The sequence below is a fragment of the Duganella sp. P38 genome (genome assembly GCF_050859475.1).
Taxonomy (GTDB): Bacteria; Pseudomonadota; Gammaproteobacteria; order Burkholderiales; family Burkholderiaceae_D; genus Rugamonas.
This window is the reverse complement of the sequence record NZ_CP193936.1, coordinates 3,012,457-3,024,946: the sequence shown is the minus strand read 5'-3', so window position 1 is coordinate 3,024,946 and position 12,490 is coordinate 3,012,457. Positions and strand designations below refer to the sequence as shown.

The window sequence follows — 12,490 nt, the reverse complement described above, 5'->3', positions numbered from 1 at the left end:
GCGTCACGCCGAGACAGCCACCACCAGCGTGGCCACATAGCCGTCGGTGACGTTGCCGGTAATGGTCGCCATCTGCAACGAGTAGCCGTCGCTGAACACGTTGTCGGTGGCAAAGCTGATGGCAGCGAGGTTGCGCACGCTGGCGCTGTAGCCGGTGGTGGCATAGACCTCGGTGCTGGTGGCAACCGGGAAGGTGAATTGCGAGGTCTTGATGCGGCTGGACGCGCTGGTCGCCCTGGCCAGCGATGGATACACCTCGAAGTGCACGTGCGGCACGCGGCCCGAATAGCAGCCCGGATAAATCGTGGTGAAGGTCAGGTTGCCGCTGCTGTCGGTTTCCTGCACGCCGCGCAGGTAGTTTTCGCTCGTCACGCCCGACGAGTACAACGAGTAGTTGCCGTCGCGGTCGCAATGCCACAGGTAGACAGCGGCATTCGCCAGCGCAGCGCAGTTGTTGTTGGCGTTGACGATTTGCAGCTTGATGGTCAGCGGCACACCGGCCGCCGTCCCGCTGGCGCTGCCGAAGCTGCTGCGGATGTCGCTGCGCACCACGCCGGACTGGGTCAGCACATTGACCACGCCGCTGCTGTTGCTGTTGGTGCCGTCGGCCGGGTACGGGCCGCCGGTTTCTTCCGGAATTACCGAGCATGAGCCGACTGTTGGCGTGGTGGTTGTGGTGGTTGTGGTTGTGGTCGTGCCAGTGCTGGCGCCGGTCGAGGTGCCGGTGGTGGTGGTGCTCGAAGTGCTGGCGGTGTCGCTGCTGTCGGAACCGCCGCCGCAGCCCAGCAGCGGCAGCGCGGAGGCGCCGGCCAGCAGCCAGCGCAGCGTCTGGCGACGGTCGCCGTTCAGGTTGAGCATGGCGGTCAGGTCGGCCGCCAGGCTATGTTCGTGTTCGTCGTGGTGGTTTTCCATGCCTGCTCCTGCTTGGGTGTGAAAGCCGCCGCCCGCGCACGCGGCGCGGCGGCGGTAACTGCGTGGTGGGTCGTCAGACCGTGGTGTTGACCAGGTTGCCGCTGGCGCCGCTGCCGCCGACCTTGCTCGACAGCGCTTGCAGGAACGCTGCCAGCTTGGTGGCGGCGTCGGTGCTGGTGCTGGTGCTGCTTGCGGAGGCGCTGTCGGCGCTATCCGCGCTGCTTGCACCCAGCTTGTCCAGCAGATTGGCGAATGACGATTCCAGCTGGTCGACCGCGTCGCTGGCGTCGCTGCTTTCGGCCGGGTCGGCGCTCAGCTTGGCGATCAGGCTTTTCAGGTCCGATTCCAGCTTGCCCGGCCCGCCCGCGCCAGCCTGCTGCTCGCCGTATGGCGGCGGTTCCTGAGGACCATCGCTGTTTTGCGCGTGCAGCGCGCCCATCAGGCTTTGCAGGAAGCTGCCCAGCGCCGCCGCCACGTCGCTGCTGTCGGTGGTTTCAGTCGTGGTGCTGGCCGAGGCATCGCTGCTGGCGTCGGTGCTGGTGTCGGTGACGCCGATCGACTTCAGCGCTTCGGCAATGGCGTCGGCAAAGCCGCCGCCGTCGGGCGGTGGCGGCGGACGCACCGCCTCGGTGCTGTTGGCGCTGTTTTTGCTGCTGATGCTGTTGGTGCTGCTCAGACGGCTCAGGAAACTGAGCGCGCTGGCGGCGCTGGTGGAACTCAGGGCGCTGATGGACATACGACTCTCCGCTTGTGGTTGAGGGTTGGGATTACGGGCGCTGCGGATGGCGCGGTTGTTCTTCGGCCTGCTGCTTGCGCTGCTCAGGGGTCAGCACGGCCAGCAGTTTTTGCCGGGTGCGGATATGCTGAAGCACGATGTTGGCGTCTGCGGTGGCGGCCTCCTTGGCCAGCGCGGCGGCCTTGGCGTCGTCGTACTTATCGGCGCCGGCCAGCGCGCGCAGCGCTTCGCGCGCCTTGCCGGCGGCCTTGGCCTGGTCGCGCAGGTATGGCGCCTCGGCGTGCAGGATGGCAAATACCTTGTCCTGCTGCGCTTCGCTCAACTCGACGCCACGGAAGAATGGCGGACGGCCGGGACCGAAGCCGGGACCGAAGGCCGGGCCGAAGCCGGGACCAGGTCCGGGGCCAAAACCGGGGCCGCCCTCCGGGCCGCCGCGCTGCGGGCTGCCGGGGCCATCGTGTTGCGGGCCGCCGTCCGGGCCTTCGCCTTGCGCCGGCGGTGGCGCGACATTCGCATCCTCGGCGCGGGCTGCGCCTGCCACGGTCAACAGCGGCAGCGCCAGAATGGCGGCCAGCAGGTTCAGTTTCAGTGTTTTCATGCCCTATTCCTTGATTGGTAGTGAGCCGCCATTCTCCGGGCCGGCCGTGTTAAGTGACGTTAGGGCAAGGTAAATCAAGGTAAAGATGATGATCTGACATCAGATTGTCGTGCGGCAAGACGCTGTAAAACCGGGTAAAACCGCCGCTTTGCGCCAGCGCGAACTGTTAAGATAGGTGATCTGTACCTAGAGAAAAAGCAATGAAAAGCAAAGTTCTGCTGATAGACGATGACATCGAACTGGTGGGCATGTTCAAGGAATACCTGGAACAGGAAGGTTTCGACGTCAAGATGGTCCACGACGGCGAAGCCGGCACCGCCGAGGCGTTCACCGGCATGTACGCCATCGCCATCCTCGATGTGATGATGCCGCGCATGAACGGTCTGGAAACGCTGCGCCGCATCCGCAGCAACAGCCAATTGCCGATCCTGATGCTGACCGGGCGCGGCGACGATACCGACCGCATCGTCGGCCTGGAGCTGGGCGCCGACGATTACGTGGCCAAGCCGTGCACGCCGCGCGAGCTGACCGCCCGCATCCGCGCCATCCTGCGCCGCGCGCAGAGCACGCCGGCCGACCACACCCAGCAGACCGCCATCACCGTCGGCCAGCTGACCATGTGGCCGGAACAGCGCCGCGCCACCTGGGGCGGCGACAAGCTGGAGCTGACCAGCACCGAATTCAACCTGCTGGAAGTGTTGGCGCGCAACGCCGGCCGGCCGGTCAGCAAGAACACGCTGTCGGAGCAAGGCCTGGGGCGTCCCTTGGCGCGCTTCGACCGCAACATCGACGTGCACCTGAGTTCGCTGCGTCACAAGCTCGGCACCATTGCCGACGGCCGCTCCTGCCTGCAAACCGTGTACCGCCTCGGCTACCAGCTGATCAAGGAGTAAGCCTTGGGCCGTTTGTTCTGGAAGTTTTTCCTGTCCATTTTTCTGGCGCAGTTGGCCGCGACCGTGGGGATCGGCGGCGCCATCTGGCTGAAGAACCGCAATCAGCAGCCGCCCCAGCAAGTGAATCTGGACACCAGCCCGCCGGCCGAGATGGCCGTCAACGCGGCTGCCGCGACGTTGGAGTTTGGTGGCGTCAAGGCGCTGGCGCGGATGCTGGAGAGCATGGAACGTCACCGCGTCTACGCGGTGGATGAGCAGGGACATGAACTGCTGGAACGCATCGTCAACCCGAAAACCTTGCAGGAATCGCGCGCGCGGCTGAAGGACGACGGCCGGCGCCGCGGGGTGCGCCAGGTGCTGGGCGACGACGGCAAGCGCTACTTGCTATTCCTGCCGTCGGGCGAGCGTCAGCGCGGCATGGACGGCGACAACCGTCCGCTGCTGGCCAACCTCGGCGGCGGTGCGCAGATGGCGATGAAAGCGGCGTCCGTGCTGGACGGCGTCGAGCGCCGCGGCTCCGGCCCGACCGAAGGCGACGGCGGCGTTGGCCCGAGGCCCGGCGGCGCCGGCTATCCCGGCCCGATGTCCGCCAGCGGCGGTGGCGATGGCGCGCGTCCCGACGGCGGCTTCCCTGGCCCTGGCATGCAGGGCGGCCCGGACATGGGCGACCGTCCGTGGGGCCCGCGCTTCCAGCCGCTCGGCCCGTGGGTGCCGATCGCCGCCGCCACCGCCGCCAGCCTGCTGTTCGCGGTGCTGCTGGCGTGGTACTTCTCGCGCCCAATCCGCGCCCTGCGCGAAGCCTTCAACGCCGCCGCCAATGGCGACCTAGCGCCCCGCTTCGCCGGCGCCAGCGGCAAGAGCGGCACCGAACTGAACGACCTGGGCCGCGACTTCGACATCATGACAGCCCGCCTGCGCAGCCTGATCGACGGCCAGACCCGCCTGCTGCACGACGTCTCGCACGAACTGCGCTCGCCGCTGGCGCGCCTGCAGGCGGCCATCGGCCTGGCGCACCAGCAGCCGGAAAAATGGAGCGCGTCGATGGAACGCATCGAGCGCGAAAGCGTCCGCATGGACAAGCTGGTCGGCGAATTGCTGACGCTGGCCCGGCTCGAAGCCGGCGCCATCAAAGCCTCACAGGAAGAAATCAGCATGGCCGACCTGCTGGGCCAGATCGTCGACGACGCCCACTACGAGGCGGCCAGCCAGCAGCGCAGCGTGGTGCGGGAAGGCGAAGCGGACGTGCAGGTGATAGGCCAGCCGGACCTGCTGGGCCGCGCCATCGAGAACGTGGTGCGCAACGCCATCAAGCACAGCCCGGACGGCGGCGAAGTGATCCTGCAATCGCGCTTGGCGCCGGAGAGCAGCAAGCTCGTCATCCGCGTGCTGGACCGGGGTCCCGGCGTCGCGCCGGCCGACCTGGAAACCATTTTCCAGCCCTTCTTCCGCTCCAGCAATGCCAGCACCGAAGGCCACGGCCTCGGCCTGGCCATCGCCCAGCACGTGGTTGAGGCGCATGGCGGCAGCATTCGCGCCAGCAACCGCGACGGTGGCGGCCTCTGCGTGGAAATGATACTTCCGGTCAAGGCCTGAATTGAGCATCAATTAACTATTGCCACATGGAAATATTTTGCTATAGTAGCGTTTTACACGCACGGAATATCGCCATGGAAACTTTACTCAAAGTCGCGCAGTTGCGCGTGAAGGGAAAGCCGGACGAGGCTCTGGCCCAAGTGGATGCCGAACTGCAAACCGCCCGCGACAGCCAGCGCTTTCTGCTGATGCTGCAAGGCCTGTACGCGGCCGAGGAGGCCGCCAACGAGGCCAAGGCGCGCCGCTACGCCAGCGACCTGGCGGATATCGATCCGGGCCTGCTGTCGATCCAGCCCTACGTCGCGCTGCGGCCGGAAGACATCAAGCTGTAAAAAGCGGGCCCTGGCCCGCTTTTCCGTTTTATGCCTTCGGCAGGGTCACGCCATGCTGGCCCTGGTACTTGCCGTTGCGGTCCTTGTACGACACGTCGCACAGCTCGTCGCTCTCGAAGAACAGCACCTGCGCGCAGCCCTCGCCGGCATAGATTTTCGCCGGCAGCGGCGTGGTGTTGGAGAACTCCAGCGTCACATAACCTTCCCATTCCGGCTCGAACGGCGTGACGTTGACGATGATGCCGCAGCGGGCGTAGGTCGATTTGCCCAGGCACACGGTCAGCACGCTGCGCGGAATGCGGAAGTACTCCATGGTGCGCGCCAGCGCGAACGAGTTCGGCGGGATGATGCAGACGTCGCTTTTCACGTCCACGAAGGAATTCGAATCGAAGTTCTTCGGGTCGACGATGGTGCTGTTGATGTTGGTGAATACCTTGAACTCGTCGGCGCAGCGAATGTCATAGCCATACGACGAGGTACCGTACGAAATGACCTTGCGGCCGTCTTCCTGGCGGATCTGGTCCGGGAAGAACGGTTCAATCATCCCATGTTCTTCCGCCATGCGGCGTATCCATTTATCGCTTTTAATCGTCATCGCGAGGCAATCCTAAAGTTTTACAATGCCCGGGATTTTACGCTAAAGCCAGAGAGCAGCGCCACAATCATTTCCCGGGTGGCCGCCGCCGCCGCCGCCGGGTTCTCCATCGGGAACAGGTGGCCGCCGGGGATGATGCGGAAATGCCGGCCGACCAGCGCCTTGGTGTGCCGGTGGCCGGACTGGCTGGTCTCCCACGAGTTGTCGCCGCCGATGAAGCCGATCGGCACCGGGTAGCCGCCGCGCAGCAGCCTGGGCAAGTGATGCGGCAGCGTCGCATAGACGGCGGTTTCGTTTTCGCGCGTATAGCGCAGCTGCACGCCGTCCGCATGGGGCTTGAGGCCGCTGTCCATGTAATCGCCGAGCACGCCCGCCGCCCACGCGGCAAACAGGTCCTTGGCGGCGAAGTGCTGGTAGGCCGCCTCCACGCTCGGCCACACATTGCGACGGCGGATCGAGAACTTGGCCGGCGGCACGCCGTAGGCGCGGCCCAGCCGCTTGATCAGGCGCCACGCCAGCGCGCGCCAGCCGCCGACCACGGGCGCGTCCAGCATCACCACGCAGCGCACCAGGTCCAGGCGCTGCTGCGCCACCATCAGGCTCAACATGCCGCCCAGCGAATGGCCGACCAGGATCACCGGCTCGCTCGTAGCGGCTGCTCAGTTCGTTGATGTATTCGTCCACCAGGTGCGGCCAGCCGTCGGTGACCGGGTAGCGCGGATTATGGGCGTGCATGTCGAGGCTCTGGATATCGAAATCGTCCGCCAGCAGCGCGAAATACTGGCGGTAGACGCCCGCCGGGTAGCTGTTGGCGTGCGCGAAATGCAGCTTGGGCTTGCTCACAAGCGGTCTCCGTGTGGTTGTTTTTTCCCCATTGTAATGTGAGCGGGGGCCAGAGACTGGTGGAAACGCTCTAATTCGGCGGCGGCACGGCCGTGCGTTCGTCGGCCAGGCCGAAGGCCGGCAGCAACTGGCCGGCCAGCGTGCGCTGGCGCATCTGCGCCAGCAACAGCTTGTGGCTCTGCTCGATGCGACGCTGCTGCACCGAGAAATAGCTGTCGCGCGTCTGGATGATCTGCTGCAGGTTGCGCCGTCCCGCCTCGAACTGGATGCCGGTGCCGTGCACCAGTGCGGCCATCTTGACCACCTGCGCATCGAGCAGCGCCAGCGAGCGTTCGGCGCTGGCGATGCGCGCCGGCAGGCTGTCGCGTTCGGCGCGCGCTACCTGGCCCACGCGCAGCACTTCGGCGTCCGCCTGGTCAGCGCGGCTGATGGTTTCGTTGCGCCGATACTGGCTTTCGCCGCCCAGCGGGATGTCCCAGTTGATGCCGATCGACCAGCCGCGCTGCGATATCGTCGTCGGCGCCGGATCGGTGTGGTTGTTGAGGTTGCGGCGCAATTGCACATCCACCTTGGGCGCCATGGTCGATGCCCAGCTGCGCACGCGCAGGCGCGCGGCGGCGGCGCGCTCTTTGGCGGCAGACAGCGGCGCGGCGCTGTCGCCGGGATCGAGGTCGGCAAGCGGCTGGGCAAAGGTGAATTCACGCAGTTCCGGCACGGCCTCGCCGGCCAGCACCTGTAGCTTGACCAGCGCGGCATCGCGCTCGGCCAGCAGGCTGTCCTGCGTCAGCTCGGCGTCCAGTTGCGAGCTTTGCGCCTGCTGCGTGTCAAGCTGTGACGCCTTGCCCGCCTCCGTCTGGCGCGCCACCAGCGCCACCAGTTGCCCCACCTCGCTCAGGCGCACCAGCGACAGGGCCAGCGTGTGGTTCAGGCGCTGCACATCGAAGTACGCGTCGGCCAGTTTTTCCGCGCAGTCGTCCCTGGCCTTGCGCAGGTCCGCCTCGGCGGCCGCGACGTCGCGCCAGCTGGCGCGCAGCTCGGCCATGTCAGCGCCGCCGTTGGCGATATTCCAGCGCAACGTGGCGTCCACCGTCTGGGTGCGGCGGTCCACCGGCTGGCCCAGGTCAAGGTCGTTGCTGCGGCCCTTGGCGGACTCCAGCCCCAGGTTGGGCAACATGCGCGAACGCGCCTGTTTATAGCGCGCCTCGGCGCCGCGCAAAGCGGCGGCGGCCGCCATCACCTGCGGATCGCGCGGGATGGCGCGCTTGAGCAGCGCGGGCAAGCCCGGCGCTGGCGGTGGCAGCGGCTTGTCGCCAGCTTCAAGGCCAGCCGCCGACAACACCGGCGCGCGCGGCGCATTGTCCAGCGCCATACCGGGGCCGGCGGCGGGCGCGCCCTGCGCCAGCGCGGCCGACATGCATGCGGCAGCCAGCAATGCCAGTTTCACCGTCCGCATTAACGCTCCTCCAGCGACGCTTGCAAGCCGCGCAACACCGGTTTGAAGATATATTGCAGCACCGAGCGGCGCCCGGTCAGGATGCCGACATCCACCGACATGCCAGGCGTGATGGGCAGCACCTTGCCATGCTCGGTGAGCTGGCGGCGGTCGGTGCTGAGCTGGACTTCGAAGTACGGCTCGTTGCGCTCGTCGGGAATCGCGTCCGCGCCAACGCGGGTGACGGTCGCCTTCATGCGGCCGTAGGTGGTGGCGTCGTACGCCATGATGTTGGCCGATGCCGTCTGGCCTACATGGATGAAGCCGATCTCGTTTGGCTTCACGCGCACGGAGATTTCCACTTCCGCGTCGGCCGGCACGATTTCCAGGATGGGCTTGCCCGGCGCGGCGACGCCGCCGACGGTCGCCACCAGTACGCGGTTGACCACGCCGTCGACCGGCGCGACGATCTCGCGGCGGCTCACCTGGTCCTGCTGCCCGGCCACCGTGCTGGCCAGCGCGCCGGCCTTGGCTTCGTATTCGCTGCGCTGCGCGCCCCACTGCGCCCGCATGCGCGCTGCCGTTTCGCTGGCCTGGGCCTTGGCTTCGGCCACTTGCGCCTTCAGGCGCGGCAGCGACAGCCGCAGGCCATCGAGTTCGGTGCGCTGTTGCAGCACGCGCTGCTGCGCGGTCAGGAATTCGCTGCGCGAGCCGGCGCCTTCCCGGTACAGGCGTTCTTCGATGGCGAGGCTTTCCACGCCCAGCTTGACGCTGGCCTCCAGTTGCGCGAGACGGCCCTGCGCTTCCAGCAGTTCGCTCTGGCGGCGCGTCACGGCCTCCTGGCCGGCCGCAGTCGATGCCGCGTATTCGCGCTGGCCGTCGCGCCATGACTGTAATTCCTTGGCCACGATGTCCGGCGCCGCGCGCTGCCAGGCCGGGTCGAATCGGGGCGCACCGCCGGTCAGCAGCGCGTCGAGGCGCGCGCGGCCGGCCAGCGCCGCCAGCCGGTTCTGCTGGCTGGCGCCGAGATTGGCATCGTACTGGGCGGTGTCCAGCCGCACCAGCAATTGTCCGCGCTTGACCTGCTGGCCGGGACGCACCAGCATTTCGCGCACGATGCCGCCTTCCAGGCTTTGCACTTCCTGCAAGCTGCTCGGCGGCCGGACCGCGCCGCGTCCATGCACCGACACATCGAGTTCGGCAAAGGCGCCCCACACCAGCGCGGCGCCGATGAGCAAGGCCACCAGCGCAATCATGTGCGCAATGATGCGGCGCGGTTCGCGCTCCGGGTCCGGATGCGCCGGCGCCAGCGCGCGGGCGTTAGGGTGCGTGCTCATACGGCGGCTCCGGCGCTGAGATTGAGTTTGCCGGATACGACGTGCAGCCGGCCGTCCACGGTGTTCGCGCTGCTGTTGACCGTGTTGGTGACGACCGGCCCGCCGTCGCCGGGCGGCTGCTCGGACGCGGACGCTGTGGCGGATGGCGCCGGTGCACGGGCGGATGGTGCCGGCGTTGGGGCTGACGGCGCCGGCGTCTGCGCGCCGCCATGCGACTGGCCCAGCGCGCGCAGCACGTCGTCGCGCGGGCCGTCGGCAACGATGCGGCCGCGGTCGAATACGATCAGGCGGTCCACCAGGCCCAGCATCGCCATGCGGTGCGTGACCAGCACAATGGTGGTGTCCTGCAACGTGCGCAGGCGCGCGATCAGGCGCTGCTCGGTGCCCGGATCGAACATGCTGCTCGGCTCATCCAGCAACAGCACCGGCGGCTTGGCCAGCAGCGCGCGCGCCATGGCGACGGCCTGGCGCTGGCCGCCGGACAGGCGCTCGCCACGCTCGCCGACCTCGGTTGCCACGCCATTCGGCAACTGCGTCACGATATCGTCCAGGCAGGCCAGGCGGATCGCTTCGAGCAGTTGGCTATCGTCGGGCTGGCTGCGGCCCAGTTCAATATTCTCGCGCAGCGTTCCATGGAACAGCGTCACATCCTGCGGCACATAGCCAACCTGGCGGCGCAGGCTGAGCGGCTCCAGCTGGGTGCTCGAAAAATCGTCGAACAGCACCGCGCCCGCCTCCGGCCCGTACTGGTTCAGCAGCAGGCGCAGCAAGGTACTTTTGCCCGAACCGAGCTTGCCGATAATGCCGACGCGCTCGCCGGGCCGTATCACCAGGTTCAGCTTTTCCAGCAGCGCCGGCGAATTCGGATACGCAAACGTCACGTCACGGAATTCGATCCGCCCCTTCAGCGGCGGCGCCTGCACACTGGCGTCGTCGTCGTCGGTCGGCGCTTCCATAATCTTGTTGAGCGCGGCGTACGACAGCTTGGTCTGCTCCCAGCGCATGATCAGGCCGGCGATGGTGTTAATCGGCGCCAGCGCGCGGCTGGCCAGCATGCTGACGGCGATGATTTGCCCCAGCGTCAGCAGCTTTTCGCCCATCAGCAGCGCGCCAACGGTCACCACGGCGGTGGTCGACAGCGCCATGACGGCGGCGTTGACATAGTTGACGCGGGTGGTGATCTCGCGCGTCTCGACGCTGTTGGCGGCGATCGCCACGGTCAGGCTTTCCCACTTGCGGCGGCTCCACGCCTCGGCGCCGAGCGCCTTGATGGTATCGAGGCCGTTCATGGTTTCAAACAGGTGCGCGGTGCGCTGGCCGCTTTCCTGCATCGACGCGGCGACGTGCTGCGCCAGCTTGCGCTTGGCGTGCATGGCCACCAGCAGCAGGATCGGCATGGCCGCCAGCGGCACCAGCGCCAGCCAGCCGCCGACCAGCGCGATCACCACCACGTACAACAGCAGGAAAGGCATGTCGCCAAGCGCGGTCAGCGTGCTGGAGGCGAAAAACTCGCGCACCGACTCGAAGTCGCGCACGGTGTTCGCGAGCGCCCCGCCGGAGGCCGGACGGCTGGCCGCGCGCAGCCGCAGGCATTGCGAAAAGATGCTGGCCGACAGCGCCACGTCCATGCGCCGCGCCGCCGTTTCCACCAGTTCGCCGCGCAGCAGCCGCAGCATCAGCTCGAACCCGGTCAGGGCCACCGCAGCGATAGTCAGCACCCACAGGCTGGACGTGGCGTTATTGGGAATCACGCGGTCGTACACGGCCATCGAATAAAACGGCACCAGCGTACCGATGACGTTCAGCACCAGCGTGCCGAGCAGCGCCCAGCGGAAGATCCAGCTGTTGCGCTTGAAGACGTCCCAGAACCAGCTGCCGTTGACAGGCATCGCGTACAACAGGCTGCGCTGGTCGAAAAACATGATGGGGCGCACCGCCACCCAGCGGCCGTCCGGCACCTCGGCCGCCAGCGCGTCGGCGTCCAGCCAGCTGTTGCCGTTGATGCCGGGCACGTGGCACTCGTATCTGCCGTCGGCGATGGCCAGCACCACCAGCGCCTGCCCTGCGCCATTGATCAGCAAGGCCGGCATTTCGGTCGGACGGCGCGCGGCCAGGGCCGGCAGCGCCGTACCGACCAGGCCGCCGTGCGCCAGCGCCTGGTCCAGCGCATCGGGCTGGCTCGACTCCAGGCTGGCGCGCAGGCGTTCGGCCTGCACCGCCGTGCCGAAGAAGCGCGTCAGGAAGATGATCGCTTCGCGCAGCGGCGCGGGATCGACGTGGTCGATCTGATCAGCGGAGGCGGACGGAGCGGTCATAGAGAATCCAGGATGGGCGGGATATCGGGTGTGAAAACACACTGCTGGCGATATTCTGCCACGGGAATTTTACTTTCCATTGGGTAATCAAATGCTAGCCAGCGATTTTTTGCATTCGCAGTCATCGAGACGAATAAACCAGCTGCGGATGACGAAAAAAACAACGCCACGGGAGGCGCATCGCCGCCCGTGGCGTTGTTTGCAACGTTGCTTAAGCGGACTTGCGGCGGCGCGCCACCACGCCCATCAGGCCGAGGCCGGCAGCCAGCATGGCCCAGGTATCGGCTTCCGGCACAGCGGTAACGGTCAGCAGCATCTGCGATTCGGTGCCCGCGCCGGCGCTGGTCAGCGCGGTGTAGTTGAAGCTGCTGGTGTTCAGTTGATAGCGGGCGGCGGCAGTCAGGAAGCCTTGCGCGGCAACCACCTCAGCCTGGTTCTGCAAGCCGCCCTTGAACGACAGGCCGCCGTTGGACAGGTCGCCATCGTCGTTCTGCAGTTCCCACAGGGCCAACTGGAAGCCGGCCACGCCGCTCAGGTCGCTTGGATTCGCCTTGTAACCGGCGATGACCGACGCGTACGACGATTCGTACAGTTTCTTGGTGCCGTCGGTCACGCTGGCGGCGCCGGCGCTGTAGTTGTTGTTGCTATCGAGGCCAGTCAGCGGATCGATGCAGAAAGCAAATACGGAGTCCGCGCCGCCCAGCGAAACGCTGCGGATGCCGACGCCCGGATCGCCCATGCCGAAGTTGTTGGTGGTGAAAACGGAGCTCAGGTCTTCGGTGAAGGTCAGCGTGGCGGCGCTGGCGGCGCCGGCGCCCAGGGTCAGAACGGTGGCGGCAACAGCGGCGCGCAGGATGGCGATGGAGTTTTTCATGATGGACTTTTTCTCTAAATTATTAAAACG

The 12,490-nt window shown here is 66.8% G+C and carries 11 protein-coding genes and 1 pseudogene; 3 read left to right on the top strand and 9 right to left on the bottom strand.

From position 1 onward, the window contains the following. Window positions 1-3: 3 nt before the first annotated feature. From ACRQ5J_RS14010 to ACRQ5J_RS14000, 3 genes are all read right to left on the bottom strand, one after another. Window positions 4-912 carry an intradiol ring-cleavage dioxygenase gene (locus ACRQ5J_RS14010; protein ID WP_432377521.1) on the bottom strand — a complete coding sequence of 303 codons (909 nt, stop codon included), beginning with the start codon at window positions 910-912 and terminating at the stop codon, window positions 4-6. 73 nt (window positions 913-985) lie between these two features. Beyond that, window positions 986-1,648 (bottom strand): hypothetical protein, encoded by a 663-nt coding sequence (locus tag ACRQ5J_RS14005; protein WP_432377520.1) that lies wholly within the window; start codon window positions 1,646-1,648, stop codon window positions 986-988. Window positions 1,649-1,679: 31 nt separating this feature from the next. Beyond that, window positions 1,680-2,246, bottom strand: coding sequence for a Spy/CpxP family protein refolding chaperone (locus tag ACRQ5J_RS14000; protein WP_432377519.1), 567 nt, complete (start codon window positions 2,244-2,246; stop codon window positions 1,680-1,682). Window positions 2,247-2,446: 200 nt separating this feature from the next. Between ACRQ5J_RS14000 and ACRQ5J_RS13995 the strand changes: the two genes are divergently transcribed. The 3 genes from ACRQ5J_RS13995 to ACRQ5J_RS13985 all read left to right on the top strand — a co-directional run bounded on the left by ACRQ5J_RS13995 (window position 2,447) and on the right by ACRQ5J_RS13985 (window position 5,064). Beyond that, complete coding sequence (locus ACRQ5J_RS13995) at window positions 2,447-3,139, top strand: response regulator transcription factor (protein WP_432377518.1); 693 nt, start codon at window positions 2,447-2,449, stop codon at window positions 3,137-3,139. A gap of 3 nt (window positions 3,140-3,142) precedes the next feature. Further along, complete coding sequence (locus ACRQ5J_RS13990; RefSeq protein WP_432377517.1) at window positions 3,143-4,732, top strand: ATP-binding protein; 1,590 nt, start codon at window positions 3,143-3,145, stop codon at window positions 4,730-4,732. A gap of 74 nt (window positions 4,733-4,806) precedes the next feature. After that, complete coding sequence (locus ACRQ5J_RS13985) at window positions 4,807-5,064, top strand: hypothetical protein (RefSeq protein ID WP_432377516.1); 258 nt, start codon at window positions 4,807-4,809, stop codon at window positions 5,062-5,064. 28 nt (window positions 5,065-5,092) lie between these two features. Here the strand turns inward: ACRQ5J_RS13985 and dcd are convergent, their stop codons facing one another. The 6 genes and pseudogenes from dcd to ACRQ5J_RS13955 all read right to left on the bottom strand — a co-directional run bounded on the left by dcd (window position 5,093) and on the right by ACRQ5J_RS13955 (window position 12,460). Further along, complete coding sequence (gene dcd, locus ACRQ5J_RS13980; protein ID WP_161014070.1) at window positions 5,093-5,659, bottom strand: dCTP deaminase; 567 nt, start codon at window positions 5,657-5,659, stop codon at window positions 5,093-5,095. Window positions 5,660-5,679: 20 nt separating this feature from the next. Further along, a pseudogene (locus ACRQ5J_RS13975) lies at window positions 5,680-6,502 on the bottom strand (alpha/beta fold hydrolase). A gap of 70 nt (window positions 6,503-6,572) precedes the next feature. Further along, window positions 6,573-7,955 carry a TolC family protein gene (locus ACRQ5J_RS13970; protein ID WP_432377515.1) on the bottom strand — a complete coding sequence of 461 codons (1,383 nt, stop codon included), beginning with the start codon at window positions 7,953-7,955 and terminating at the stop codon, window positions 6,573-6,575. Then, window positions 7,955-9,271 carry an HlyD family type I secretion periplasmic adaptor subunit gene (locus ACRQ5J_RS13965; RefSeq protein ID WP_432377514.1) on the bottom strand — a complete coding sequence of 439 codons (1,317 nt, stop codon included), beginning with the start codon at window positions 9,269-9,271 and terminating at the stop codon, window positions 7,955-7,957. Before ACRQ5J_RS13965 ends, ACRQ5J_RS13970 begins: the two co-directional genes overlap by 1 nt. Then, entirely contained in the window at window positions 9,268-11,586 is a 2,319-nt protein-coding gene (locus tag ACRQ5J_RS13960; protein WP_432377513.1) for a type I secretion system permease/ATPase, read from the bottom strand. Before ACRQ5J_RS13960 ends, ACRQ5J_RS13965 begins: the two co-directional genes overlap by 4 nt. A 211-nt stretch (window positions 11,587-11,797) precedes the next feature. Continuing rightward, complete coding sequence (locus tag ACRQ5J_RS13955) at window positions 11,798-12,460, bottom strand: PEP-CTERM sorting domain-containing protein (protein WP_432377512.1); 663 nt, start codon at window positions 12,458-12,460, stop codon at window positions 11,798-11,800. Window positions 12,461-12,490: the final 30 nt, after the last annotated feature.